This window comes from Xenophilus azovorans DSM 13620, from assembly GCF_000745855.1.
Taxonomy (GTDB): Bacteria; Pseudomonadota; Gammaproteobacteria; order Burkholderiales; family Burkholderiaceae_C; genus Xenophilus; species Xenophilus azovorans.
On the sequence record NZ_KN050766.1, the window covers coordinates 92942 to 117413 of the forward strand.

The 24472-nt window shown below is 70.0% G+C and carries 24 protein-coding genes; 14 read left to right on the top strand and 10 right to left on the bottom strand.

Annotation, left to right across the window (positions count from 1 at the left end):
• On the top strand, positions 1 to 364 hold a 364-nt coding region (locus tag Q392_RS26900; RefSeq protein ID WP_038217201.1), incomplete at its 5' end, for a 2Fe-2S iron-sulfur cluster-binding protein.
• 52 nt (positions 365 to 416) lie between these two features.
• Here Q392_RS26900 and Q392_RS26905 read toward each other — a convergent pair.
• Positions 417 to 1181 (bottom strand): pseudouridine synthase, encoded by a 765-nt coding sequence (locus Q392_RS26905; protein ID WP_038215986.1) that lies wholly within the window; start codon positions 1179 to 1181, stop codon positions 417 to 419.
• Between the two features lie 120 nt (positions 1182 to 1301).
• Here Q392_RS26905 and Q392_RS26910 point away from each other — a divergent pair, with 120 nt between their 5' ends.
• Positions 1302 to 1781: a carboxymuconolactone decarboxylase family protein gene (locus Q392_RS26910; RefSeq protein WP_038215989.1), complete on the top strand. Its 480-nt coding sequence runs from the start codon at positions 1302 to 1304 to the stop codon at positions 1779 to 1781.
• Between the two features lie 7 nt (positions 1782 to 1788).
• On the opposite strand, the gene kdpE is transcribed toward Q392_RS26910, so the two are convergent.
• From kdpE to Q392_RS26940, 7 genes are read right to left on the bottom strand one after another with little or no spacing between them, the layout of a single operon-like run.
• Positions 1789 to 2481: a two-component system response regulator KdpE gene (gene kdpE, locus Q392_RS26915; protein WP_038215991.1), complete on the bottom strand. Its 693-nt coding sequence runs from the start codon at positions 2479 to 2481 to the stop codon at positions 1789 to 1791.
• A gap of 10 nt (positions 2482 to 2491) precedes the next feature.
• Entirely contained in the window at positions 2492 to 5185 is a 2694-nt protein-coding gene (locus Q392_RS26920; protein WP_038215992.1) for a DUF4118 domain-containing protein, read from the bottom strand.
• Positions 5186 to 5202: 17 nt separating this feature from the next.
• Complete coding sequence (locus Q392_RS34095) at positions 5203 to 5334, bottom strand: hypothetical protein (protein WP_281173470.1); 132 nt, start codon at positions 5332 to 5334, stop codon at positions 5203 to 5205.
• A 10-nt stretch (positions 5335 to 5344) separates the two neighbouring features.
• On the bottom strand, positions 5345 to 5935 hold the full coding sequence (gene kdpC, locus Q392_RS26925) for a potassium-transporting ATPase subunit KdpC (RefSeq protein WP_038217203.1): 591 nt from the start codon (positions 5933 to 5935) through the stop codon (positions 5345 to 5347).
• A gap of 16 nt (positions 5936 to 5951) precedes the next feature.
• Positions 5952 to 8048, bottom strand: coding sequence for a potassium-transporting ATPase subunit KdpB (gene kdpB, locus Q392_RS26930; RefSeq protein ID WP_038215994.1), 2097 nt, complete (start codon positions 8046 to 8048; stop codon positions 5952 to 5954).
• A gap of 7 nt (positions 8049 to 8055) precedes the next feature.
• Positions 8056 to 9768 carry a potassium-transporting ATPase subunit KdpA gene (gene kdpA, locus Q392_RS26935; RefSeq protein WP_038215996.1) on the bottom strand — a complete coding sequence of 571 codons (1713 nt, stop codon included), beginning with the start codon at positions 9766 to 9768 and terminating at the stop codon, positions 8056 to 8058.
• Positions 9765 to 9869: an ATPase gene (locus Q392_RS26940; protein ID WP_038215998.1), complete on the bottom strand. Its 105-nt coding sequence runs from the start codon at positions 9867 to 9869 to the stop codon at positions 9765 to 9767. The genes kdpA and Q392_RS26940 overlap by 4 nt, the downstream gene beginning before the upstream one ends.
• A 316-nt stretch (positions 9870 to 10185) precedes the next feature.
• Between Q392_RS26940 and Q392_RS26945 the strand changes: the two genes are divergently transcribed.
• The 3 genes from Q392_RS26945 (at position 10186) to Q392_RS26955 (ending at position 13953) form a co-directional block, all read left to right on the top strand.
• Complete coding sequence (locus Q392_RS26945) at positions 10186 to 11283, top strand: bifunctional nicotinamide-nucleotide adenylyltransferase/Nudix hydroxylase (protein WP_038216001.1); 1098 nt, start codon at positions 10186 to 10188, stop codon at positions 11281 to 11283.
• Between the two features lie 64 nt (positions 11284 to 11347).
• A complete protein-coding gene (locus Q392_RS26950) occupies positions 11348 to 12790 on the top strand; it encodes a nicotinate phosphoribosyltransferase (RefSeq protein WP_038216004.1) in 1443 nt (480 codons plus the stop codon).
• 254 nt (positions 12791 to 13044) lie between these two features.
• Positions 13045 to 13953, top strand: a complete 909-nt coding sequence (locus Q392_RS26955) for a Bug family tripartite tricarboxylate transporter substrate binding protein (protein ID WP_084217438.1) — start codon at positions 13045 to 13047, stop codon at positions 13951 to 13953.
• A gap of 3 nt (positions 13954 to 13956) precedes the next feature.
• Here the strand turns inward: Q392_RS26955 and Q392_RS26960 are convergent, their stop codons facing one another.
• Positions 13957 to 14982 (bottom strand): serine/threonine protein kinase, encoded by a 1026-nt coding sequence (locus tag Q392_RS26960; RefSeq protein WP_038216008.1) that lies wholly within the window; start codon positions 14980 to 14982, stop codon positions 13957 to 13959.
• Between the two features lie 137 nt (positions 14983 to 15119).
• Here Q392_RS26960 and Q392_RS26965 point away from each other — a divergent pair, with 137 nt between their 5' ends.
• Genes Q392_RS26965 through Q392_RS26985 form a run of 5 tightly spaced genes read left to right on the top strand, consistent with a single transcriptional unit; the run spans position 15120 to position 20066 of the window.
• Positions 15120 to 15965, top strand: coding sequence for an alpha/beta fold hydrolase (locus tag Q392_RS26965; protein WP_084217439.1), 846 nt, complete (start codon positions 15120 to 15122; stop codon positions 15963 to 15965).
• A 5-nt stretch (positions 15966 to 15970) separates the two neighbouring features.
• A complete protein-coding gene (locus tag Q392_RS26970) occupies positions 15971 to 17326 on the top strand; it encodes a metal-dependent hydrolase family protein (protein ID WP_051954006.1) in 1356 nt (451 codons plus the stop codon).
• Between the two features lie 33 nt (positions 17327 to 17359).
• On the top strand, positions 17360 to 18322 hold the full coding sequence (locus tag Q392_RS26975; protein ID WP_038216011.1) for a Bug family tripartite tricarboxylate transporter substrate binding protein: 963 nt from the start codon (positions 17360 to 17362) through the stop codon (positions 18320 to 18322).
• A gap of 18 nt (positions 18323 to 18340) precedes the next feature.
• Positions 18341 to 19039: a fumarylacetoacetate hydrolase family protein gene (locus tag Q392_RS26980; RefSeq protein WP_038216014.1), complete on the top strand. Its 699-nt coding sequence runs from the start codon at positions 18341 to 18343 to the stop codon at positions 19037 to 19039.
• 40 nt (positions 19040 to 19079) lie between these two features.
• The gene (locus Q392_RS26985) at positions 19080 to 20066 is read left to right on the top strand and encodes a tripartite tricarboxylate transporter substrate-binding protein (RefSeq protein ID WP_038216018.1); all 987 of its coding nucleotides are present in this window, start codon (positions 19080 to 19082) and stop codon (positions 20064 to 20066) included.
• Positions 20067 to 20095: 29 nt separating this feature from the next.
• On the opposite strand, the gene Q392_RS26990 is transcribed toward Q392_RS26985, so the two are convergent.
• Positions 20096 to 20881, bottom strand: a complete 786-nt coding sequence (locus Q392_RS26990) for an IclR family transcriptional regulator (RefSeq protein WP_038216021.1) — start codon at positions 20879 to 20881, stop codon at positions 20096 to 20098.
• A gap of 133 nt (positions 20882 to 21014) precedes the next feature.
• Here Q392_RS26990 and Q392_RS26995 point away from each other — a divergent pair, with 133 nt between their 5' ends.
• The 4 genes from Q392_RS26995 to Q392_RS27010 are packed head-to-tail and all read left to right on the top strand — an operon-like array spanning position 21015 to position 24440.
• Positions 21015 to 21995, top strand: a complete 981-nt coding sequence (locus tag Q392_RS26995) for a quinone oxidoreductase family protein (RefSeq protein WP_038216022.1) — start codon at positions 21015 to 21017, stop codon at positions 21993 to 21995.
• 19 nt (positions 21996 to 22014) lie between these two features.
• Complete coding sequence (locus Q392_RS27000; protein WP_038216025.1) at positions 22015 to 23211, top strand: CaiB/BaiF CoA transferase family protein; 1197 nt, start codon at positions 22015 to 22017, stop codon at positions 23209 to 23211.
• Positions 23211 to 24002, top strand: a complete 792-nt coding sequence (locus Q392_RS27005) for an enoyl-CoA hydratase (RefSeq protein WP_038216030.1) — start codon at positions 23211 to 23213, stop codon at positions 24000 to 24002. The genes Q392_RS27000 and Q392_RS27005 overlap by 1 nt, the downstream gene beginning before the upstream one ends.
• On the top strand, positions 24003 to 24440 hold the full coding sequence (locus tag Q392_RS27010; RefSeq protein WP_051954008.1) for a PaaI family thioesterase: 438 nt from the start codon (positions 24003 to 24005) through the stop codon (positions 24438 to 24440). It begins immediately after the preceding gene.
• Positions 24441 to 24472 lie beyond the last annotated feature (32 nt).

Genomic DNA, 24472 nt, shown 5'->3' on the forward strand with positions numbered 1-24472 from the left:
CGCCTTCGAGAAGACCTGCGAGCAGCTGGGCTACGCCAATGCGCACATCGAGCGCTTCGCCGCGGTGGTGGTGGCGTCGGCCAGCGAGGCGCACGGCTTCGAGGTGGTGTGCGAGCAAAGCGGGCAGACGGTGGAGGTGCCCGCGGGCAAGTCGATCCTGGACGCGCTGATCGACGCCGGGCTGAACCCGGACCACAGCTGCAAGGAAGGCGTGTGCGGCGCCTGCGAGACGGCGGTGCTGGGCTTCGACGGCGAACTGGACCACCAGGACGGCATCCTGACCAAGCTCGAACGCCAGTCGGGCAAGACGATGATGATCTGCGTGTCGCGCTGCACCGGCAGGAAGCTGGTGCTCGACATCTAGGAGGGCGGTCCGTTCACAGCGTGCCGAGTCCCGGCGCGGCGTCGGCGCTGCTTCAGAAGCGTTCGTCGGCTCCCAGGTAGCGCCACTGCCCCTGCGGCAGCTGCCCCAGCATCACGCGGCCGATGCGGATGCGCTTGAGGCCCACCACCTTCAGGCCGACCAGCTCGCACATGCGGCGGATCTGGCGCTTCTTGCCCTCGGTGAGCACGAAGCGCAGCTGCTCCGGGTTCTGCCAGTCGACGCGGGCCGGCCTGAGCGGCTGGCCGTCGAGCGCGAGGCCGTGGCGCAGCCGCGCCAGCTGCTCGCGGGGAAAGGCGGCCTGCACGTTCGCGGCGACGTTGCCGAAGCTCACCCGCACCAGGTATTCCTTCTCGATGTCCGAGTCCTCGCCGATCAGCCGGCGGGCGACGCGGCCGTCCTGCGTGAGCACCAGCAGGCCGACCGAATCGATGTCCAGCCGTCCCGCCGGCGCGAGGCCGCGCAGCTGCTGCGGCGCGAAGCGCGTGCGCGAGGCGTCGCCGCGCCAGTGGTTGCGCGGCTGCACCAGGGTGACGGCGGGCGGATGGCCGTCCTCGGCCTGGCCGCTGACGTAGCCCACCGGCTTGTGCAGCAGGATCGTCACCTGCTGCGCCTGCTGGCCCTGGGCCCGGCGGTCGACCTCGATGCGGTCCTGCGGCCCCACCTTCAGCCCCATCGGGGCCACCTGCCCGTTGACCTTGACCCATCCCTGCTCGATCCAGGCATCGGCCTCGCGGCGCGAGCACAGGCCCAGGTCGGCCATGCGCTTGTTCAGGCGGATCGGTTCGGCGGCGGTCATGAGGGTGGAATGCTAGCGGCTCGGCCGGGCGTGCGCCGGCGGCTCTGTCACAAACCGGGCGGCCGCCCCGTCTTGATGGCATCCCGTCCGTTTTTTTCAACCACCGAAGGAAGAAGCACCATGAACCAACGACTCAACGCCTCGCAGACCTCGCCCGAACTCTTCAGGAAGATGGTCGAGCTGAGCATGCAGGTCAAGAAGGCCGACCTGGACCCGAGGCTGCTGTACCTGGTCGACATCCGCGCCTCGCAGATCAACGGCTGCGGCTTCTGCCTGGACATGCATGTCAAGCAGGCCAAGCTGGCGGGCGAGGGCGAGCTGCGCCTGCACCACGTCGCGGCCTGGCGCGAATCGCAGTGGTTCGACGCGCGCGAGCGCGCCGCGCTGGCCTGGACGGAAGCGGTCAGCACGCTGCCGCCGCAGGGCGTGCCCGACGCCGACTACGAGGCGGCGCGCGCGCAGTTCTCCGAGAAGGAGCTGGTGGACCTGACCTTCGCCGTCATGGCCATCAACGCCTGGAACCGGCTGAACGTCGCCTTCCGCACCCTGCCGGGCTCGGCCGACAAGGCCTACGGGCTGGACAAGGCCGTCTTCGCCTGAGCCCCGCTCAGACCACCAGCCGGTAGCCCACCGCCGTCTCCGTCAGCAGGTGGCGCGGCTGCGCCGGATCGGCTTCCAGCTTGCCGCGCAGGTGGCCCATGTAGACGCGCAGGTAGTGGCTCTGCTCGCTGTGAGCGGGGCCCCAGACCTCGCGCAGCAGCTGGCGCTGCGTCAGCACGCGTCCGGCGTTGGCGACCAGCGCCGAGAGCAGGCGGTATTCGGTGGGCGTGAGGTGGACCTCCTCGCCGTCGCGGCGCACCAGGCGCGCGGCACGGTCGACCTCGACCGCGCCGAATCGGAACACCGCCGTGGCATCGCCGGCCGCCGCGCGCGGACGGCGCAGGCTGGCGCGCACGCGGGCCAGCAGTTCGCCGGTGCCGAAGGGCTTGGTGAGGTAGTCGTCGGCGCCGGCGTCCAGCGCGGCGATCTTGTCGGCCTCGTCGGCGCGTGCCGAGAGCACGATGATGGGCACGCCGGACCAGCCCCGCACGTCGCGGATCAGGTCCGTGCCGTCGCCGTCGGGCAGACCGAGGTCGAGCACCAGCAGGTCGGGCTGGCGCGTGCCGGCTGCGGCCAGCCCCTCGCGCTGCGTGGCGGCCTCGTGCACCTGCCAGCCTTCCGCCTCCAGCGCCGCGCGCACGAAGCGGCGGATCTGCGGCTCGTCCTCGATGACGACGGCGGTCGGCGATGGGGTGGGCATGGGCGCGGTGCTATTCGGGCAGCGCCGGCGGCTCGCGCCGCGGCAGCGTGACGGTGAATTCTGCGCCGTCCCCCGCGTCGGCGTTCGCCGCGGCGATCTCGCCGCCGTGCGCCTGCACGATGGCCTGGCAGATCGCCAGCCCCAGGCCGACCCCGGGCACGGCCGATTCGGCCTGGCCGCGGGTGAACTTGTCGAACAGCACCTGCTCGCGGCCGCGCAGGTGCGGCGGCAGGCCGGCGCCGTGGTCGCGCACCGAGATGCGCAGCGCCTGCGGCAGCGCCCGGGCCGACACGACGATGGGCGGCGCCCCGTAGCGGGCGGCGTTCTCCAGCAGGTTGACCAGCACACGTTCGATCAGCACCGCGTCGAACTCCACCAGCGGCAGGTCGGCCGGCAGGTCGGTGCGCACCGCTGCCGCGCCGAGCGCCGGCTGCGCGGCACGGATGGCGGCGCCCACCGCCTCCTCGACCGACTGCCAGTCGCGCCGCAGGTTCACCCCGCCGCCTTCCAGCCGCGCCATGTCCAGCAGGTTGCCCACCAGCGTGTTCAGCGCCTGCGCCTGGGCGACGATGGCCTGCGCCGTGCGCGCCTGCGCGTCCGACAGCGGCGGCGGCAGCGCGCGCAGCGACTCGGCCAGGGCGATCAGCGCCGTCAGCGGCGTGCGCACGTCGTGCGAGAGGGCGCCCAGCAGCGCGTTGCGCAGGCGCTCCGACTCGATCTCCACCACCGCCTGCCGTGCCACGTCGACGTAGTGCACGCGCTCGACCGCGATGGCGACCTGGCGCGCCAGCGTCTCCAGTTGCTGCGCCTGTTCGGGGATGAGCAGCCAGCGCGGCTGCGCCGGCCGCAGCGCCAGCACGCCGCGCGCGCGCATCGGCGCGGCCAGCGGCACGTAGTGCCAGGGCTGCGCGGCCAGCGTGGCCGTGGACAGGCCGGCGCTTTGCCCGTGGCGGAAAGCCCAGTCGGCCACGCCGAGGTCGAAGCCCGCGGGCGGATCGGAGGGGGGCGCCAGGCGGTCCTGCGCGTCTGCCAGCAGCACCAGCGCCTCGCCGCCGAAGTGCCACTGCACCGCGGCCGCGCCGAGTGCCGCCACCTGGCCCGCCTCCAGCGCGGCCGACAGTTCGCGCGTCAGCTCGAAGAGCGACTGCGTGCGGCGTTCGCGGCTGGCCGACACGCCGGCCGCGAAGCGCAGCCCGGCGGTGAGCTGGCCCACCAGCAGGCCCACGCCCAGCATGACGGCGAAGGTCAGCAGGTACTGCACGTCGCTGACGGCGAAGGAGAGCGTGGGCTGCACGAAGAAGTAGTCGAAGGCGATGACGTTCAGCGCCGCCGCGCAGGCGGCCGGCCCGCGGCCGAAGCGCCAGGCCACGCCCACCACGCCCAGCAGGTAGAGCATGACGATGTTGGTCAGCTCCAGCACGCCCGAGAGCGGCGTGGCCAGCAGCGTGACGGCGACGCTGCTGGCCGCGGCCCAGGCGAAGCCGGGCCAGCGGGCGGGGGCGCGCGTGGTGTCGTCCTGCGCCTCGCCGGGGTCGCGTGGTGCGCGGGCCACGCGGCGCGTGCTGCCGGCCGGCGCGACGGAGATCAGGTCCAGCGCCGGCGCGGTGCGCGCCACCTGGCGGGCCAGCGTCGGCTGCCAGGGCAGGCGCCGCGAGCGGCTGCGGCCGAGCACCAGCGTCGCGCAGTTCAGGCGCTGCGCCTGCGCGGCCAGCGCGGGCGCCACCTGCTGGCCGGTGAGCACGGCGGTTTCCGCGCCGAGGTCCTGCGCCAGCCGCAGCACGGCGAGGAGGCGGTCGCGCGCCGCGGCGGGCAGGCGCGCCAGGCGCGGCGTCTCCACGTAGGCGGCGTGCCAGCGGACGCTGAGCTGGCCGGCCAGGCGGGCGGCGGCGCGCACCGTCTGCGCGGCCTCCTCGCCGGGGCCCACCGCGGCGAGGATGGCGCCCGAGGTGTTCCAGGCCGGCGGTGCGCCGGCGCCCGACTGCTCCACGCGCCAGCCGCGCACGTCGTCCTCCACATGCTCGGCGGTGCGGCGCAGGGCGATCTCGCGCAGCGCGATCAGGTTGCCCTTGCGGAAGAAGTTCTGCGCCGCCTGCCGCGCCTGCTGCGGCAGGTAGACCTTGCCGGCGGCCAGGCGCGCGGCCAGTTCGTCGGGCGTGGCGTCCACCAGCACCACCTCGTCGGCTTCGTCCAGCACGGCATCGGGCACCGTCTCGTGCACGCGGATGCCGGTGATGGCGCCCACCGTGCCGTTCAGGCTCTCCAGGTGCTGCACGTTCAGCGCCGACCATATGTCGATGCCGGCGGCCAGCAGCTCCTGCACGTCCTGCCAGCGCTTGGCATGGCGCGAGCCCGGCGCGTTGCTGTGGGCCAGCTCGTCCACCAGCAGCACCTCGGGGCGGCGCGCGAGGGCGGCGTCGAGGTCGAATTCCTGCAGCACGCGGCCGCGGTAGGGCACGCCGCGCAGCGGCAGCGCCGGCAGGCCTTCCAGCAGCGCCGCGGTCTCGGCGCGGCCGTGCGTCTCGATCACGCCGATCAGCACGTCGCGGCCGGCCTCGCGCTCGCGCCGTGCGGCGCTGAGCAGGGCCCAGGTCTTGCCGACCCCTGCGTTGGCGCCGAAGTAGATGCGCAGCCGGCCGCGCGGCGCCGCCTCCGCATGCAACTGCGCCAGCAGGGCGTCCGGGTCGGGGCGGGCGGCTTCGGCCATGGGCTCGGCAGCTTAGCTCAGCGTCGCGCGCGCCGGCGCCGCTTCCAGCGGTGGCGCAGCGCGCCCCGGTTCACGGCGGCCCAGGCGAAGAGCGCGGGCACCACGAACGCGGCCAGCGCGAGCAGCAGGTGGAGCAGGTCGCGGGCCACGGAGCGTCCTTCAGCGCTGCGGCAGCGCGTCCAGCGCGAGGTTGAGCGCCAGCACGTTCACGCGCGGCTCGCCGATCAGGCCGAACAGCAGCGGCGGCTCGGTGTGCTGCGCCACCAGTTGCTCCAGCTGTGCCGCCGGCAGGCCGCGCAGGCGGGCGATGCGGGGCAGCTGGTAGCGCGCCGCGGCCGGGCTGATGTGCGGGTCCAGGCCGCTGGCCGAGGCGGTGACCAGGTCGGCCGGCACCGGCGTGCCGCTGGCCGGGTCGGCGGCGCGCAGCGCCTCGATGCGCGCCCTGACCGCCTCCGCCAGCGCGGGGTTCAGCGGCCCCTGGTTCGAGCCCGACGAGGCGGCCGCGTTGTAGGGCAGGGGCGCGGTCGCCGAGGGGCGGCCCCAGAAGTGCCGCGGGTCGCTGAAGTTCTGGCCGATGAGCGCGGAGCCGACGGCCCGGCCGTCCCGCATCACCAGGCTGCCGGCCGCCGCCTCGGGGAAGGCGAGGCGGGCCACGCCGGTCACGGCCAGCGGGTAGGCGATGCCGGTGAGCACGCTCAGCAGCACGAACAGGGCGATCGCCGGGCGCAGGAGGGAAAGGGTGTTCTTCATCATGTGGCGGGTTCCTTCACGCGAGGCCGAGGGCGGCCAGCAGCAGGTCGATGAGCTTGATGCCGGCGAAGGGCACGGCCAGCCCGCCCAGGCCGTACAGGGCGAGGTTGCGGCGCAGCAGCGCTGCGGCGCCTACCGGCCGGTAGCGCACACCCCTGAGCGCCAGCGGGATCAGGAAGACGATGACCAGCGCGTTGAAGATCACCGCGCTCAGGATGGCGGAGGACGGGCTCGTCAGCCGCATCACGTCGAGCCGCGCGAGCTGCGGGTAGGTGCCCACGAAGATCGCCGGGATGATGGCGAAGTACTTCGCCACGTCGTTGGCGATGGAGAAGGTGGTGAGCGAGCCGCGCGTCATCAAGAGCGCCTTGCCGGTTTCCACCACCTCCAGCAGCTTGGTGGGGTTGGAGTCGAGGTCGACCATGTTGCCGGCCTCCTTGGCGGCCTGCGTGCCGCTGCCCATGGCCACCGCCACGTCGGCCTGGGCCAGCGCCGGTGCATCGTTGGTGCCGTCGCCGGTCATCGCGACCAGCCGGCCCTCGGCCTGGTGCTGGCGGATCAGCCTGAGCTTGTCTTCCGGCGTGGCTTCGGCGAGGAAGTCGTCCACGCCGGCCTCGGCGGCGATGGCCGCGGCCGTGAGCCGGTTGTCGCCGGTGATCATCACCGTGCGGATGCCCATGCGCCGCAGCGCGGCGAAGCGCTCGCGGATGCCGGTCTTGACGATGTCCTTCAGCTCCACCACGCCGAGCACGTGCGCGCCCTCGGCCACCGCCAGCGGCGTGCTGCCGCGCCGCGCCACCTCGTCGGCCGTGTGCGCCACCTCGGGCGGCAGGCGGCCGCCGAGCGACTCGACGTGGCGGCGCAGCGCTTCCACCGCGCCCTTGCGGAGCGGCACCGGTTCGCCGGAGAGGTCCAGCGCGGCGGCGGGCAGGTCGGCGCCGCTCATGCGCGTCTGCGCCGTGAAGGGCACGAAGGCCGCGTCCTCCACCGGCTTCGGCGCGATGCCCTCGCGCCGCGCCAGCTCGACGATGCTGCGGCCCTCGGGCGTCTCGTCGGCCAGCGAGGCGAGCTGCGCCGCCTGCGCCAGCCGCGCCTTGCCCACGCCCGGCGCCGGCAGGAAGGCGGCGGCCTGCCGGTTGCCGTGGGTGATGGTGCCGGTCTTGTCCAGGAGCAGCACGTCCACGTCGCCGGCCGCTTCCACCGCGCGGCCGGAGGTGGCGATCACGTTGGCCTGCATCATGCGGCTCATGCCCGCCACGCCCACCGCCGACAGCAGGCCGCCGATGGTGGTGGGGATCAGGCACACCAGCAGCGCCACCAGCGCCGTGAGCGACACCACCGTGCCCGCGCCGGTGGCCTGCACGCTGAAGATCGAGTAGGGCAGCAGCGTCGCCGTGACGGCCAGGAACACGATGGTCAGCGCCACCAGCAGGATGGTCAGCGCGATCTCGTTGGGCGTGCGGCTGCGCCGCGCGGCCTCCACCATGCCGATCATGCGGTCGAGGAAGGACTCGCCGGGGTTGACGCCGATGCGCACCACCAGCCAGTCCGACAGCACCCGCGTGCCGCCCGTCACGGCCGAGAAGTCGCCGCCCGATTCGCGCACCACCGGCGCCGATTCGCCGGTGATGGCGCTCTCGTCCACCGAGGCCACGCCCTCGATCACCTCGCCGTCCAGCGGCACCAGGTCGCCGGCCTCCACCAGCACCACGTCGCTCTTGCGCAGGTCCGGCGCCTGCACCGGAAGGAAGCCGTCCATCCGGTGTTCCCCCTTGAGCTTCTTGGCCCAGGTGTCCCGGCGCAGCCCGCGCAGCGAGGCCGCCTGCGCCTTGCTGCGCCCCTCGGCCAGCGCCTCTGCGAAGTTGGCGAACAGCACGGTGAACCACAGCCACACCGCCACCGCCAGCACGAAGCCGGGCGGCATGCCGGTGCCGCCGGGGAAGCCCAGCGTGTGCACCCACAGCAGCGTGGTGAGGATGCTGCCGATGTAGACGACGAACATCACCGGGTTGCGCCACTGCACGCGCGGGCTGAGCTTGGCGAAGGCGCCGGCCAGCGCCGGCCGCAGCAGCGCGGGATCGAGGAGGGACAGGGATTGCTTCATCGAGGTCATGGCGGCCTCACTTCCAGAGCATCAGGTGCTCGACCGCCGGGCCCAGGGCCAGCGCCGGCACGTAGTTCAGCAGGCCCACCAGCAGCACCGTGCCGATCAGCAGCACGACGAACAGCGGCCCGTGCGTGGGCAGCGTGCCGGCCGTCACCGGCACGCGCTGCTTGCCGGCCAGCGCGCCGGCCATCGCCAGCACCGGCACGATCACGCCGAAGCGGCCCAGCCACATCGCCAGGCCCAGCCAGGCGTTGTAGAAGGGCGTGTTGGCCGCGAGGCCCGCGAAGGCGCTGCCGTTGTTGTTGGCCGCCGAGCTGAAGGCGTAGAGGATCTCGGAGAAGCCGTGCGCGCCCGGGTTGGCGATGCCGGCCCGGCCGGCGCCGGCGCCCACCGCCACGGCGGTGCCCAGCAGCACCAGCAGCGGCGTGACGAGGATGGCGATCGAGGTCAACTTCATCTCGTACACCTCGATCTTCTTGCCCAGGTACTCGGGCGTGCGGCCGATCATCAGCCCGGCGATGAACACCGCCAGCACCGCGAACACCAGCATGCCGTACAGGCCCGCGCCGACGCCGCCGAACACCACCTCGCCCAGCTGCATCAGCACCAGCGGCACGAGGCCGCCCAGCGGCGTGAAGGAGTCGTGCATGGCGACCACGGCGCCGCAGGAGGCCGCGGTGGTGACCACGGCGAACAGCGCGGAGGCGTCGATGCCGAAGCGCAGCTCCTTGCCTTCCATGTTGCCCATCGACGGATCGACGCCCAGCGCCGTCAGCAAAGGGTTGCCGGCGGCTTCCGCCCAGGTGGCGACGGCCACGGCGGCAACGAAGAGCAGCGTCATCGCCGCCAGCAGCGCCCACCCCTGGCGGATGTCGCCCACGGCCCGGCCGAAGGCGAGGCACAGCGCGGCCGGGATGAGGAAGATCGCCAGCATCTGCACCAGGTTCGTCAGCGCCGTGGGGTTCTCGTAGGGGTGCGCCGAGTTGGCGTTGAAGAAGCCGCCGCCGTTGGTGCCCAGCATCTTGATGGCCTCCTGCGAGGCGACCGGGCCCAGGGCGAGGGTCTGCCGGCCGGCTTCCAGCGTCGCCACCTCGCGCGGGCCGTCGAAGTTCTGGATCACGCCCTGCGAGACGAAGAACACCGCGATCAGGAAGGCGACCGGCACCAGCACCCACAGCGTGACGCGCGTGAGGTCGGCCCAGGCGTTGCCGACGGCGCCGAAGCGCGCCGTGCCCTGGCGGCCCCCGCCGCGCGCCGCGAAGCCGCGCACCAGCGCGAAGGCCACCGCGATGCCGGTGGCGGCGGACAGGAAGTTCTGCACCGCCAGCCCCAGCATCTGGGTGAGGTGGCTCATGGTGCTCTCGCCGCCGTAGCCCTGCCAGTTGGTGTTCGTCACGAAGCTCACGGCCGTGTTGAAGGCCGAGTCCGGCGAGACGGCGCCAAGGCCGGCGGGATTGAGCGGCAGCACGCCCTGCAGGCGCTGCAGCCCGTAGACCACCAGCGTGCCGAGCGCGTTGAAGACCAGCAGCGCCAGCGCGTAGCCGCTCCAGTCCATCACGGCGTCCGGCCGTACGCCGGCCAGGCGATACAGCGGCGCCTCGGCGCGCTGCATCCAGCGCGGCAGGCGGCCGTCGACCAGCGCCGCGAGGCCGCGGCCCAGCGGCCAGGCCAGCAGGCCCAGCAGCACGAGGAACAGGGCCAGCAGGCCCCAGGCTTGCGCGTTCACGGCTGGAACGCCTCGGCGCAGACCAGCGCGAAGACCAGGTAGGCCAGCAGCAGCACGGCGAGCAGCCCGCCGAAGCCGTAGAGGGCTTCCAACGGGATCATGGCCGCTCTCCCTGCGGCCGGCCGAGCCGCCACAGCCCGGCGGCCAATGCCGCCGCGGCCACCCAGAGCAGGGCCAGCGCGCCCATCCAGACCATGTCCATTCATCACTCCTGCCAACGTCAAACAGATGGCAGGCAGTCTCGGAACGGGGGCGTCAAAACGGGGTAGAGAGTGGGGTCGGCCGTATCAAAAAACCGTCAAGACGGCGAATAGCGCCAATAGTGGCATAAAGCAACTAAATTGGACTTCACGCGGAAAGGCTGTTATCTTGGCCGCACGGCATCCACGGAGGGTGCTTTTCTTGGGGGATTCCCAGATGAACGCCAACGCCACGGGCGCCTCGCCGGCGCGCCAGTTCTCCTATGCGGTCGTGATCGGCCGCTTCCAGCCCCTGCACCACGGCCACCAGCGCTTGATCGAGCAGGCCCTGCGCACGGCCAGGCGCGTCATCGTCGTCGTCGGCTCCGACCGCCAGCCGCGCAGCGTGAAGAACCCCTTCACCTTCGACGAGCGCGAGCGCATGGTGCGCGCCTGCCTGCAGGGCCAGGCCGAGCAGATGCGCGTGAGCGTGGTGGGCGTGGGCGATTCGCCCTACAACGACCAGCTCTGGATCGCGTCCATCCAGCAAGCGGTGGACCGCCTCATCGCGCAGGACGGGGCCGACCCGGCGCACACGCGCGTGGCGCTGGTCGGCCACCTCAAGGACGCGAGCAGCTACTACCTGCGCCTGTTCCCGCGCTGGGAGTTCGTGCCCAACGAGGCCGTGCAGAGCATCCACGCGACCGAGGTGCGGCAGCTCTACTTCGATCCCGGGCGGCGCGGCCGGATCCCGCCCGACGCCTTGCCCGAGGGCACGGCGAGCTTCCTCGCGCAATTCGCCGCCTCGGCCGACTACGCCGCGCTGGTGGAGGAGCGCGTCTTCCTCGACGACTACCGCGACAAGTACCGCTACGCCGGCAGCGAGTTTCCGCCCATCTTCACCACCGTCGACGCGGTGGTGGTCGAGGCCGGCCACATCCTGCTGGTGCAGCGCAGGTTCCAGCCGGGCAAGGGCGCATGGGCGCTGCCGGGCGGCTTCGTCGGGAAGAACGAGCGGCTGCTCGACGCCGCCATCCGCGAGCTGAAGGAGGAGACGCGCCTGAAGGTGCCGGTGCCGGTGCTGCACGGCAGCGTGAAGGGTCGCGAGGTCTTCGACGCGCCGCAGCGCTCGCAGCGCGGCCGCACCATCACGCACGCCTTCTTCTTCGAGCTGGCGCACAACCAGTGGACGGGGCTGACGGAAGTGCGCGCCAGCGACGACGCGGCGCAGGCGCGCTGGGTGCCGCTGGCCGAGTTCCTGGACATGCGCGAGCGCATGTACGAGGACCACTACTTCATCGCCAATCACTTCCTGGGAGGACTGGGCAAGAACTGAGGCAGCGCCCGGTCCATGGCAACGGGCGCCGGTGGACGGCGCCCATCGTGAAAGGAGCTTTCACATGACCTCGAACCTTTCGTCCCCGCTGGGGCGCAACCTGCTGCTGCGCACCGACTCGTACAAGGCCAGCCACTGGCTGCAGTACCCGCCCGGCACGCAGACGGTGTTCAGCTACGTGGAGTCGCGCGGCGGCGCATTCCGGCATGCCGTCTTCTTCGGGCTGCAGGCCTGGCTGCGCGAATACCTGTCCACGCCCATCACGCGCGACGACGTGGACGAGGCCACCGCGATCTTCGGCCTGCACGGCGAGCCCTTCAACCGCGAAGGCTGGCTGCGCCTGGTCGAGCGGCACGGCGGCCGGCTGCCGCTGCGCATCCGCGCGGTGCCCGAAGGCAGCGTGGTGCCCATGCACAACGTGCTGGCGACGGTGGAGAACACCGACCCGGACTGCTTCTGGCTCACCAGCTACGTCGAGACCGAACTGCTGCGCGCCATCTGGTACCCCACCACCGTGGCCACGATCTCGGCCGCGGCCAAGGCGATCCTGCTGCGCTACCTGGAGGCCAACAGCGACGACCCCGAGGGCCAGATCGGCTTCAAGCTGCACGACTTCGGCGCGCGCGGCGTGTCGAGCAACGAGTCGGCCGCGCTGGGCGGCCTGGCGCACCTGGTCAACTTCCAGGGCACCGACACCGTGATGGCGCTGGTGGCCGGCCGCCGCTGGTACGGCTGCGAGATGGCGGGCTTCTCGATCCCCGCCGCCGAGCACAGCACCATCACCGGCTGGGGCCGCGAGCACGAGGCCGACGCGTACCGCAACATGGTCGCGCAGTTCGGCAGGCCCGGCGCCGTGTTCGCGGTGGTGAGCGACAGCTACGACATCTTCAACGCCTGCGACCGCCTGTGGGGTGGAGAGCTGAAGGAGGCGGTCGAGCGCAGCGGCGCCACGCTGGTGGTGCGGCCCGACTCCGGCGACCCGGCCGAGACGGTGCTGAAGGTGGCGCACATCCTGGCCGCGCGCTTCGGCACGACGACCAACCGCAAGGGGTATCGCGTGCTGAAGACGGTGCGCATCATCCAGGGCGACGGCATCGACCTGCGCTCGCTGCGCACCGTGCTGGCCAACCTGCACCACCACGGCTTCGCGGCCGAGAACGTCGCCTTCGGCATGGGCGGCGGCCTGCTGCAGCAGTGCAACCGCGACACGATGCAATGGGCGATGAAGTGCTCCGCCATGCAGGTGGACGGCGCGTGGCGCGACGTGTTCAAGCAGCCGGTGGGCGATGCCTCCAAGGCGTCGAAGAAGGGCCGGCTCACGCTGGCCGGCGGCGCGGCGGATGGCTGGCGCACGGTGCGGATCGACGGGCCTGGGGGCATGCCTGCGGACGATGCGCTGGAGACGGTGTTCGAGGACGGTGAGCTTCGGCGCATGCAGGGCTTCGACGACGTGCGTGCGCGCGCGGCGGCCGGCGTGGCGCGGCTGGCCGACGCCTTGCCGCTGTGAGCCGGGGCCGGCTCCGTCGAGGGAAACCCCCAGGGCCGGTGACAGCGGATTGACAGCCATCGTTCCTAGAGTACGGCTCGAACAACAAGGGCGGCGCATCGTGCGGCAGGGCCACGGCCTCGTCGGCGAGCCAGCCGCCTGCAGGGACGGTCTTTCTCAACGAAGGCTGTGAAGTGCACAACACGCAGGAAGGTCTGAGGACGCGGCGCAGGCGGCTGCTCGGAGGGCTTGGCGCCGCCGCGATCGGGGCATGCATGCCGATCGGCAAGGCGCATGCGGCGCTGCCGCAGGTGAGAATCTTCATCCCGGCCAACGAGGGCGGCGGATGGGACCAGACGGGCCGCGCGTTGGGCTCCGCGCTGGTGGACTCCGGGGCCGCCGCGCAGGTGGTGTACGAGAACCTCGGCGGCAAGGGCGGCACGCCCGGGCTGGCGCGCTACGTGGAGGCCTACGGCAGCGCGGCCGACACCCTCCTGATGGGCGGCATGGTGATGACGGGCGCGATCGCCCTGCACAAGCCGCCGGTTACGCTGGCCCGGGTGGCGCCGGTCGCGCGGCTCACCAGCGACTACTGCGTGCTGGTCGTGCGCGCCGACTCGCCCATCACCACCCCCAAGGCACTGGTGGCGCAGCTGCGCAGCCAGCCGGAGAAGACGCCGATCGCCGGCGGCTCGGCCGGCGGCGTCGACCACATGTTCGCCGGCATGCTCGCCCGCGTGGCCGGCCGCACGGCCGATCTGGTGTATCGGCCCTTCCCGGGCGGCGCGCAGGTGGTGGAGGCGGTCGTGGGCGGCCAGGCCGTCGCCGGCATCGCCGGCTACAGCGAATTCGCCGAAGGAATCGGCAGCGGGCGCCTGCGCGCCATCGGCGTGTCGTCCAAGCGCCCTTTCCTCGGCATGCCTTCCTTCAAGGAGCAGGGGGTCGACGTCGATCTGGCCAACTGGCGCGGCGTGTTCACCGGCAAGGACGTGCCTGCCGAACGGCGGCAGGCGCTGCTCCAGGCCGTGCGCCAGGCGGTGAACTCGGAGGCCTGGCAGAAGGCCGTCAAGCGCAACAACTGGGACCCGTTCTGGCAGGAAGGCAGCGCCTTCCAGGGCTTCGTGGAACTCGACAGCTCGATGGCAGACGTGCTGATCTACCTGCTCAAGCTGAAGAAGGGTTGAGCCTCACACCACCAGCGGCGGCTCGGCCATCGCCTCGCACTGGTCCTGCAGCATCTGGATCTGGCCCTTCCAGTAGTCGCTGCTGCCGAACCAGGGGAAGGTGATCGGGAAGATCGGGTCTTCCCAGCGCCGGGCCAGCCAGGCCGAGTAGTGCAGCAGGCGCAGCGTGCGCAGCGGCTCGATCAGCGCCAGCTCGCGGCGGTCGAATTCGCGGAACTGCTCGTAGCCGTCGAGCAGGCCGCTCAGTTGAGCGGTGCGGTCGCGCCGTTCGCCGTCCAGCAGCATCCACAGGTCCTGCACGGCGAAGCCGGTGCGCGCGTCGTCCAGGTCCACGAAGTGCGGGCCGCCGCCCTCGCGGTCGGTGGGCGTCCACAGGATGTTGCCGGGGTGGCAGTCGCCGTGCAGGCGCAGCGTCGCCAGGCCCGAGGCCGGCGGGTCGGCCAGCGGGGTGTCGGCGATCATCGCCAGGGCCTGGTCGCAGGCGCGCGTCCATTCGGCCTGCACGTCCAGCGGAACCATGTGGTGCGTCAGCAGCCATTCCCGCGGCTCGGTGCCGAAGCTCGCCAGGTCCAGCGCCGGCCGGTGCACGAAAGGCCGCGCGGCGCCCACGGCATGGATGCGCGCGAGGAAGCGGCCCACCCATTCCAGCACCTCGAAGTCGTGCAGTTCCGGCGCGCGCCCGCCGCGCGAGGGGCTGACGCTGAAGGCGAAACCGGCGTGGTGGTGCACGGTGCCGCCCTGGAGCACCAGCGGCGCAACCACCGGCACCTCGGCCGCCGCGAGTTCGGCGGCGAAGTCGTGCTCCTCCTGGATCTGCGCATCGCTCCAGCGGCCGGGGCGGTAGAACTTGACGACCACGTTGCGGTGGTCCTCCAGGCCCTCGATGCCCACCTGGTAGACGCGGTTCTCGTAGGAGCTCAGCGCCACCAGCCGGCCGTCGCCGTGCAGGCCGAGCGTGGCCAGCGCGTCCAGCACCGTATCGGGCGTGAGCGAGGCGTAGGGGTGGGGCGAGGCGGGGGCGTCGGGCATCGGCGCATTGTCGGTGCGCCAACGGGCGTTGAAAGCGGATCAGTTCAATAGGTGCTTGCCCAGGGCGTGGCTCTTTCGGTGTCATGCTAAATTAATGAATAGATTATTCATTTAATGAATTGAAAGGCGGCCTGGCAATGATCCACTTCCCCATCACTCTTCCTTCCGGAGCGTTCACCCGCGTGCTCGCGGCCGGGCACGGAGATCGCCATGTGGTTCTGGTGCATGGCACGGGGGGGCGCGCGGACAGATGGAGCCGCAACATCGATGCGCTGGCCGAGGCGGGCCTGCGGGTCTGGGCCGTTGATCTGCCCGGCCACGGCTATGCGTCCAAGGGCAAGGGCGTTCCCTGCTCCGTTCCGGCCTATCGCGCCTTCTTGGCCGAAGTCATGGATGCACTGGCCATCCCGAAGGCGACCATCGTCGGTACTTCGCTGGGAGGCCATGTCGTGGCCTCCCATGCGCTGGAGCATCCACAGCGCGTGGAGCGGATCGTGCTGGTCGGCAGCATGGGGCTGGTGCCCATCGGCCAGGAGGCGCGCAACCGCATCCAGGCCGGAGCGAACAATCAGACGCGCGAAGGCGTGGAGAGCAAGCTCAGGCGCGTGATGCACGACCCCGCGCTCACCACGCCGGAGCTCGTCGAGGAGGAGTGGAGGATCAACAACTCCGCCGGCGCCCTCGACTCCTTTGCCACGCTGGGCAACTACATCGCCATCGACCTGGACAACGACGTGATCGGCGAGACACTCGCCAAGTCGTCCCTCCCCGTGCTGCTGGTGTGGGGTGAGGAAGACAAGACTGTCGCCCCGGCCGTCGGCCGCCAGGCGCGCGAGATGCTGGCCAACAGCCAACTGGCCCTGATCGCTGGTGCGGCCCACACCGCCTACTACGAGAAGCCAGAAATCTTCAATGCGATCCTGTGGGATTTCGCCATGGGCCGCGCGGGCCGGCATACAGCAGATGGGTTGAGCTGGAGCTGAGCGCGGTGAAGAAATACATCGTCAACGGCACGCTGATCGACGGCACCGGTCGTCCCGCGCAGAAGCTTGCCTGGATGGAGATGGACGGCGGCCGCATCAGCGCGATTGCTGCCGGCGAACAGGCGCCCCCGCTGCCTCCCGGCGCCAGCGTGACGATCGACGCCGCAGGCAAGACCGTGATGCCAGGGCTGACGGATGCGCATTGCCACATCTCGTACGGCGTGGCCCGCGGCATCGAGGAGCAGGATCTCTTCGGCTCGCCGGAGTACCGCGCCATCCGTGGTGTCTACCACGCCCGCAAGGTACTGCAGTCGGGCGTGACCTCCTTCAGCGACCCGGGCGGCAGCTGGTATGTGGGCGTGGCCGTGCGCGATGCGATCAAGGGCGGACTGTTCCCCGGCCCGCGCATCTCGGCGGCTGCCCGCTATCTCAGCAATCATGCGGCGCTGACCGACTACTTTCCGTCCTGGGTGGGAAGCCCCAGGTCGGGCGTGGGGGCCATGACGGAGACGGCATCGCAGATGCTGGCTGAAGTGCGCGACCAGGTGAAGAACGGGGTGGACTTCATCAAGATCGCGGCCAGTGGCGAGTCGGCCACCCTGACGCCCGGCGGAGGCAGCGTGCCGGCCTTCCGTGCCGACGAGCTGAAGCTGATCGTCGACGAGGCGCACCGCCTCGGGCGACGCGTCACGGCCCATGCGCGGGCGGGTCAGTCCGTCTCCGATTGCATCGAAGCCGGCATCGACTGGATCCAACATGCCGACTTCATGGACCAGGCTTGTGCGGACAGGCTGGCCGACGCCGGGATTCCATGCTGCCCTGCGCTGACCTTCGTTGCCAACGTGGCCGAGTGGGGGCACATCGCCGGCTGTTCGCAAGGCCGCATCGATCGGTTCCGGCGCGATCTGGATCTCGCCGTCAAGAACCTCGAATACGGCTGGCGCAACGGCGTGACGATGATGTGCGGTACCGACAGCGGCTTCGCCGTCACGCCCTACGGAGAGTGGCATGCGCGCGAACTCGAACTGTTCGTCAGCCACCTGGGCATGTCGCCGCTGCAAGCCATCACCTGCGGGACCAGGAACGCCGCCTTCACCGTCGATCCGGAAAACCTCGGAACGCTGGAAGTGGGCAAGTTCGCCGACCTGCTCGTCATCGACGGTGATCCGCTGCAGGACATCCGCATCCTGCAGGACAGCCGGCGGCTCTGCGCGGTGATTCTGGGCGGCGAGATGACGGACATGACGCCGACGCCCGAGATGCACCGCTGGCCGTGGGAGCGGAGCCTGGCGATCTCCGAGCGCGAGCTCTATAGAGAAACGGTGGCATCGGCCTCCGTCACTCGGGCCGCCGCGGCCTGACGTATTGCAAATCCAGAAAAAAGGAGATCAACCATGATGAAAGCAATGCTGCGCTTCTGGGGCGCCGTGCTGGCCCTCGCCCTCGCGGGCAGCGTGTTCGCGCAGGACCCTCAGCGGATCACCATCGTCGTTCCCTATCCTGCGGGCGGGCTCTCCGACAACCTCGCGCGCATGACGGCCACCGTGCTGTCCCGCAACATGGGCCTTCCGGTGATCGTCGACAACCGGCCGGGCGCCAACGGCTCCATCGGGCTCCAGGCCGTCGCCGCCGCCAAGCCAGACGGCGCCACCATCGGACTGGTGCCGGCGAGCGTCATGACCACCAACCCCTTCCTCTACAAGGATCTGAAAGTGGATCCGGTCAAGGACGTGGCTCCCTTGACACTGGCCCTGACGCTGCCCAACGTGCTGGTCGTCAATCCCGACAAGGTCCGGGCAAAGAGTTTCCCCGAACTGGTGGAGATGCTGCGCTCGCAACAAGGAGCCAGCTTCGGATCGATGGGCGCGGGTTCGAGCGCTCACCTCAACGGCGAGATGCTGCAGCACGACGCCAGGCTGGTGCTGACCCACGTTCCCTACAAGGGCAGCGCGCCGGTGATGAACGACCTGCTGGCCGGGATCATCCCCATGGCCTTCGACAACCTGCCGGTGGCTCTGCCCTACATCCGCTCCGGCAAGCTGCGCGCCCTGGGGGTCACGAGCCTGAAGCCTTCGCCCCAGGCGCCGGACGTGCCACCCATCAGCCAGTGGCTGCCAGGCTTCGAGGACAACATCTGGTTCGGCTACGTCGCGCCCAACGGACTCTCGCCTGCCATGGCGAAGCGTTTGCACGATGAACTGGCGAAGGCAGTCCGGTCCGACGAAGTGGCGCGTGCCATGCACGAGCGCGGCGCCACCGTCATCACCAGTACGCCCGACGAGATGCGCAGGACGATCCTCGACGAGCAGAAGAAATGGAGCGCGCTCATCAAGGAGCGGGGCATCCGCATCGATTGAGATCGGAAATCAGAGAACATGACCCACTGCGTTTTTCCTCCGCCTGCCACTGTCGCGATCCCCGTGGCGGGACAACGGGGCCTGTTTCCCGTCCGGCGGGTGTATTGCGTCGGCCGCAACTATGAAGCCCATGTCCGGGAAATGGGCCATGACCCGGACAGGTCGCCTCCCATATTCTTCTGCAAGCCTGCGGATTCTGTTCTGCCCGTGCCCGCGGAGGGCGGTGTATTTCCCTATCCGTCCCGCACGGGCAACTGCCACCACGAGATCGAACTGGTGGTGGCCCTCGGGCGGCGAGGACGGGACATTCCCGCGGCTCGCGCCTCGGAACACATCTTCGGGTACGCCATCGGCTTGGACATGACGCGCCGCGATCTGCAGCGCGCCGCTGCGCAGGCAGGCCACCCCTGGGAGGTGGGCAAGGCCTTCGATTTCTCGGCGCCGATCGGCCCGATCCATCCCCTGGACAGCACGGGCCCCCTGCGAAGCGGAGCCATCACGCTGAACGTGCAGGGAGAGGCGCGCCAAAGATCGGATCTGTCGCAGTTGATCTGGAGCGTGGACGAGATGATCTCCGAGCTGTCCACGCTCTTCGAGCTTCATCCGGGCGACCTGATTTTCAGCGGCACGCCCGAGGGCGTCGGGCCGGTCGTCCGTGGCGACGTGATGGAAGGGACCGTCGAAGGACTGGGCTCCCTGAAAGTGACCGTGGCGTGAGCCGAAACCCATGCCAAGCATTCGACAAAAGGAGACAAGCATGTTTGATCGTCGCAAATTCCTGGCCGCATCGGGCGCCGTGTCCGCCAGCGTCCTCGGCTTCGGACGGCCGGCCCTCGCTCGACAGCCGCTGGATTCCGCGAGGATCGTCGTCGGCTTCGTGGCGGGAGGACTGTCCGACACGATGGCCCGCCGGATGGCGGATCGCATGCGCGGCAACTACGCCAACGCGGTGGTTGTCGAGAACAAGCCCGGCGCGTCCGGGCAGATCGCCAACGGCTTCGTCAAGGACGCCGTGGCCGACGGCAGCGTGCTGCTGCTCACGCACTCCTCGTCTCTGTCGATGTACCCGTTCACCTTTAAGAACCTGCCGTACAGGCCCATGGAGGATTTCCGGCCCGTGAGTTCCGCGTGCTACACGAACCACGCCTTCTGCGTGGGGCCGGCGGTGCCGGAATCGGTGCGCAGCATGAAGGACTTTCTCGCCTGGGCCGGGGCCAATCCGGAGAGGGCGAACTACGGCGCACCGGGCGTGGGCTCCATGCCTCACCTGATCATGACCGTGGTGAACAAGACCGCAGGCGCAGATCTGCAGCCGGTGGTCTACAAAGGCACGGCGGCGGCGGTCACCGACATGCTCGGCGGGCAGATTTCCGGCGTATCGGGCCCCGTAGGGAACTTCATGCCGATGGTGCGCAGCGGCAAGGCCCGGCTGATCGCGATCTCGGGCGACGCGCGCAGTTCCTTCGTTCCGGACCTTCCCACCTACCGGGAACAGGGTTTCGACATGACCGCCCGTGAGTGGTATGGCCTGTTCCTGCCGGCCAAGGCCAGCGATGCCGCGGTGCAACTCGCGAACAAGGCCGTGGTGGCGGCACTGTCGGACCCGAGCCTGGTGGATTTCATGAAGCAGGCCGGCGCCGACGTGGTGTCGTGCACGCCGGCTCAGCTGGCCGACATGCTGGCCAAGGACACCCAGGAGTGGCGGCGCCTCATCAAAGAGGTGGGCTTCACGGCGGAATCATGAGCGAGCATGGCGGGTTCGTCCGCACTCTCTCACTGCCCGATGCGGGTGACGATGGGCAGCACCTGCTCCACGGCGCGCCTGAGTGCCATGCCTGCGGCTTTGCGAGCCGTTGCCGAGCCCAGCGTCGAGGTGGCCGCCGTGCAGTTCAGGGCATAGGGCGTCCAGCGGCTGTTGTCCCGCAGGGGCACCGACACCGTCGAGAGTCCGGGGAAGAAGACGTCCACGTTGGAAACGAAGCCGTTTTGCGCATAGTCGTCCACGGCCGCCAGCGCCTTCGCGTGCATCTTCTTGTAGAGCGCCGCATCGGCCTTTCTGCACTGCGCCAGTGTTTCTTCCCGGTCGGGAGCGGCCATGCCCGCCAGCAGCGCCCAGCCTGTGCCGCTGTTGATGATGGGCACTTCCGAGCCGACGCGCAGATTCAGGCTCAGGATCGCGCGAGGCGCCTCCATGCGCTGCAGGTACAGCATGTTGGACGACTCTTTCACCGACAGGCTGCAGGCCGCCTGGTAGGTGTTGGCGATTTCCTGAAGCAGCGGACGCACCAGTTCGGTCAGCTCCAGTGTGTCGAGCGCGGCGAAGCCCAGCGTCAGGATGGAAAGTCCGGGGCGAAAGCTCCCGCCGTCCTTGTCGGCCACCAGGTAGCCGCCGTGTTCGAGCGTCTTGCACAACCGCCAGACGGTGGGCTGGGGCAGCCCCGTCATGCGCGCGATGTCGCTGCTGCCGAGGCGTTCCCGGCCGTAGTCGAAACACCGAAGCACCGCCAGGCCGCGAAGCAGGCCGGTGACCAGGGGCTGGGATGAGGTCTTCTCAGTCATGCGGACGGAACGGGATGCCGATCACCTGTACTTGTTCATGAGCCGGAATCCACGGATATTGAATTCATTGCATGAATTATTTCATTGATCCAGAGTGCGCCGAAAGCGCGGCGGCCCGAGGCGGCTCGCTCTCATGAGGGCCATTGTCGTTGCGCCGGAGGGCGCCATCCTGGCCGAACGGCCCATGCCCGAGCCTCAACCCAACGAAGTGCTGGTGAGAGTGCGCGCAGCCAGCCTCAACCGCGCCGACCTGCACGTGGCGGCGGGCCATCAGCATGGGCGCAGCGGCGGCATGGGATCGGTCATCGGCATCGAATGGGCCGGCGAGGTGGCGGCGATGGGCGCGCAGGTGCCGCCCCACCTGCTGAGTGTGGGCGATGCCGTCATGTGCTCCGGCGTCGGAGGCTATGCCGAATATGCCTGCACGGACTGGGGCCGTGTCCATCGGCTTCCTTCGGGCTGGACGGACTTCGCGCGGGCGAGCACGCTACCGATCGCGCTGCAGACCTCGCATGATGCGATCACGGCCAGCGGCGCTTTCAGAAGCGGGCAGGCCGTTCTGGTCCACGGGGCCAGCAGCGCGGTGGGATTGATGGCCATGCAGGTTGCCCGGCTGCTCGGGGCGTCGCAGGTGCTGGGCTCCTCGGGCAACGAGGTACGCCGCCGTGCCCTGTTCGGCCACGGGGCGACGTCTGTCGTTGATTCGAGCCGGGGCGACTGGTCGCAACAGGTGCTGATGGCGACGAGGCAGCAAGGCGTCGATCTGGTGATCGACCTCGTGGCCGGCGACACGCTGTCGCAGTCGATGCTGGCTACCCGGATCGGCGGGCGCATCGTGAACGTCGGGCGGATGGGCGGCTTCACCGGTACTTTCGATTTCGATCTCCACTCGTTGCGCCGCCTGCACTACGTCGGCGCGACCTTCCGCACGCGCAGCCTCGATGAAGTGCGCCAGATTGCGTGCGCCATGCGGGCCGACCTGTGGAGCGCCGTCGCCGATGGCCGGCTGTCCCTCCCGCTGAGCCGGACCTTCGCGCTGGAAGATGCCGCCGAGGCGCTGGCGCACATGCGCAGCAACGCGCATTTCGGCAAGCTGGTCCTTCTCGTTTCCTGACTCTCTCCAAGAATCTGCCATGAGCCGCATTCAAGCTTCTTCCGCACTCGCCCGTTTCCGGGTACTGGATCTGTCACGGGTGCGTGCCGGTCCGACCTGCGCTCGCATGCTCGCGGACTTCGGTGCAGACGTGATCCGCATCGAGCCGCCGCCGGGCGTGGACCCGAACGACGCGATGTTCGCGGCCAAGCGAAAGGGCGGAGATTTCCAGAATCTCAACCGCAACAAACGGGGCCTGACCTTGAACCTCAAGCGTCCCGAGGCGCGCGCGGTGCTGCACAAACTGGCGGAGAGCGCCGACGTGGTGCTCGAGAACTGGCGCCCGGACGTCAAGAAGCGCCTGGGCGTCGACTACGAAACCCTGCGCAAGATCAACCCACGCATCATCCTGGCCAGCATTTCCGGCTTCGGCCAGGATGGGCCTTATGCCTGGCGGCCGGGCTTCGACCAAGTCATACAGGGCATGGGGGGCCTCATGTCGGTGACGGGCTTCCCGAACACCGTGCCGACGCGGGCGGGCATTGCCGTATCGGACTCCAGCACGGGCCTTTATGCGGCGCTCGGCATCCTGACCGCCTTGCTCGAACGCGAGGTGTCGGGCGAAGGGCAGTGGGTGCATGCATCTTTGCTCCATAGCCAGATCGCGATGATGGATTTCCAGGCCGCGCGCTATCTGGTCGATGGCCAGGTGGCCGGCCAAGAAGGCAACGACCATCCGACCTCCGCGCCGATGGGGCTTTTCAAGGCCAGCGATGGCTACTTGAACATCGGCGTCTCCGGCGAAGGCCAGTGGAAGGATTTCTGCACGGCGATCGGCAGGCTGGACTGGCTGGAGCGGCCAGAGTTCCGGCTCAATGCGGACCGCGTGCGCAACCGAGCCGAGATCAATGGAACGGTCCAGGCACTGTTCGCCACCCACACCGTCCAGCATTGGGTGCAGCTGCTGAACAAGGCCAACATTCCCTCGGGACCGGTCTACGACATTCCCCAAATGTTCGAGGATGATCAGGTCAGGCATCTCGGGGTGGTCGGCGAGGTCGACACCGCGCAGGGGGAGCGCCTGCGCCTCATCACCCAGCCCGTCGTGCTCGAACGCACGCCCGCGAGCCTGGTGGCCGCGGCGCCGGCGATCGGCCAGCACAGCGACGAAGTGCTGCGCGAGGCTGGCTACGCCGACGCGCAGATCGAGCAGTTGCGCGAGGCAGGAGCGATCTGATGGCGGGCGTTCTCCATCTCGACGACCTCGGTCCCGGGGCAAAGCAGATACGCATCGACAACCCGGGCAAGTACAACGCGATGTCCCTGTCCATGTGGCGGGAACTGGGCGAAACCGTCCGGGCGCTCGGCCAGGATGCGCAGATGCGGGTTCTCGTGCTGCGGGGCGACGGAGAGAAGGCGTTCATGTCCGGCGCCGACATCTCGGAATTCGACACGACGCGGACGGCGCAGACGGGCAGCGAGCAGTACGACCAGGCCGTCGAGGAAGCGCAGAAGGCGTTGCAGCAAGCCCCTTTTCCCGTTATGGCGGCCATCCGTGGCGTCTGCATGGGCGGTGGCCTCGGGCTGGCCGTCGCCTGCGACCTGCGCTATTGCACGAAGGCATCGTCCTTCCGGATGCCGGCCGCGCGCCTGGGGCTAGGCTACAGCTACGTCGGCATCCGGCAGATGGTCGATGCGATCGGCGCGGCTCGCACATCGGAGCTGTTCTTCACGGCACGCCGCTTCGACGGCGCGGAGGCCGAACGCATCGGCCTGGTGCATGCATGCTTCGACGACGAAGGCTTCGAGGACGCCGTGCAGACGGTCGTGGGTCAGGTCTCGGAGAACGCGCCGCTGACGGTGCGCCTAGCCAAGGCGGCGATCAGCTTGGCGACGAGCGACGTGGGTGCCGGCGGTCATGCCGTCGGGATCGAACGGGCGCGCCAGCGCTGCACGCGCAGCGAGGACTATGCCGAAGGGCGCCGCGCGTTCGCCGAGAAGCGCGCGCCCGTCTTCAAGGGGTTCTGAATGAGGTCCAGCCATCCTCTTCTCCAAGACACCGAGCACTTTCCTTCGGCGCTTCTCTACAGCCTCGGATTCGAGGAGGTCTCGGCGCAGGACGGCCGCGCCGAAGTGCGCTTCCGGCCCCGCGCGGCGTTCACCCATAGCGGAGGCGGCACGGTGCAGGGCGGCTACGTCACGGCTTTCCTGGACAACGCCATGGCATTCGCCGCGGCCAGCGCGCACGGCCAGCCCCGTCTGGCGACGCTGGAGATGAAGGTGTCGTTCATGGGTCGGGTGGGGATCGACCGGGTCATCGCCGTGGCCTGGGTCCGCAAGCTGGGGCGCAGCGTCGCCTTCATGGAAGCGGAACTGCGGGACGAGCGCGGCGGCGTGTTGGCCTGCGCATCGTCCACCTGCAAGGTGCTGTCGGAGCCGGCAAGCAGCCGGGATGCCGCCGGATAGCTCCGGGTGTCGTCAGGCGCCTGCGCGACGGC

What these genes read in the sequence shown, in the direction of transcription:
- Q392_RS26905 (WP_038215986.1), bottom strand. Translation starts at nt 1,181, where the DNA reads ATGACCGCCGCCGAACCGATCCGCCTGAACAAGCGCATGGCCGACCTG.
- Q392_RS26910 (WP_038215989.1), top strand. Translation starts at nt 1,302, where the DNA reads ATGAACCAACGACTCAACGCCTCGCAGACCTCGCCCGAACTCTTCAGG.
- kdpE (WP_038215991.1), bottom strand. Translation starts at nt 2,481, where the DNA reads ATGCCCACCCCATCGCCGACCGCCGTCGTCATCGAGGACGAGCCGCAG.
- Q392_RS26920 (WP_038215992.1), bottom strand. Translation starts at nt 5,185, where the DNA reads ATGGCCGAAGCCGCCCGCCCCGACCCGGACGCCCTGCTGGCGCAGTTG.
- kdpC (WP_038217203.1), bottom strand. Translation starts at nt 5,935, where the DNA reads ATGAAGAACACCCTTTCCCTCCTGCGCCCGGCGATCGCCCTGTTCGTG.
- kdpB (WP_038215994.1), bottom strand. Translation starts at nt 8,048, where the DNA reads ATGACCTCGATGAAGCAATCCCTGTCCCTCCTCGATCCCGCGCTGCTG.
- Q392_RS26940 (WP_038215998.1), bottom strand. Translation starts at nt 9,869, where the DNA reads ATGATCCCGTTGGAAGCCCTCTACGGCTTCGGCGGGCTGCTCGCCGTG.
- Q392_RS26945 (WP_038216001.1), top strand. Translation starts at nt 10,186, where the DNA reads ATGAACGCCAACGCCACGGGCGCCTCGCCGGCGCGCCAGTTCTCCTAT.
- Q392_RS26950 (WP_038216004.1), top strand. Translation starts at nt 11,348, where the DNA reads ATGACCTCGAACCTTTCGTCCCCGCTGGGGCGCAACCTGCTGCTGCGC.
- Q392_RS26955 (WP_084217438.1), top strand. Translation starts at nt 13,045, where the DNA reads ATGCCGATCGGCAAGGCGCATGCGGCGCTGCCGCAGGTGAGAATCTTC.
- Q392_RS26960 (WP_038216008.1), bottom strand. Translation starts at nt 14,982, where the DNA reads ATGCCCGACGCCCCCGCCTCGCCCCACCCCTACGCCTCGCTCACGCCC.
- Q392_RS26965 (WP_084217439.1), top strand. Translation starts at nt 15,120, where the DNA reads ATGATCCACTTCCCCATCACTCTTCCTTCCGGAGCGTTCACCCGCGTG.
- Q392_RS26975 (WP_038216011.1), top strand. Translation starts at nt 17,360, where the DNA reads ATGATGAAAGCAATGCTGCGCTTCTGGGGCGCCGTGCTGGCCCTCGCC.
- Q392_RS26980 (WP_038216014.1), top strand. Translation starts at nt 18,341, where the DNA reads ATGACCCACTGCGTTTTTCCTCCGCCTGCCACTGTCGCGATCCCCGTG.
- Q392_RS26985 (WP_038216018.1), top strand. Translation starts at nt 19,080, where the DNA reads ATGTTTGATCGTCGCAAATTCCTGGCCGCATCGGGCGCCGTGTCCGCC.
- Q392_RS26990 (WP_038216021.1), bottom strand. Translation starts at nt 20,881, where the DNA reads ATGACTGAGAAGACCTCATCCCAGCCCCTGGTCACCGGCCTGCTTCGC.
- Q392_RS26995 (WP_038216022.1), top strand. Translation starts at nt 21,015, where the DNA reads ATGAGGGCCATTGTCGTTGCGCCGGAGGGCGCCATCCTGGCCGAACGG.
- Q392_RS27000 (WP_038216025.1), top strand. Translation starts at nt 22,015, where the DNA reads ATGAGCCGCATTCAAGCTTCTTCCGCACTCGCCCGTTTCCGGGTACTG.
- Q392_RS27005 (WP_038216030.1), top strand. Translation starts at nt 23,211, where the DNA reads ATGGCGGGCGTTCTCCATCTCGACGACCTCGGTCCCGGGGCAAAGCAG.
- Q392_RS27010 (WP_051954008.1), top strand. Translation starts at nt 24,003, where the DNA reads ATGAGGTCCAGCCATCCTCTTCTCCAAGACACCGAGCACTTTCCTTCG.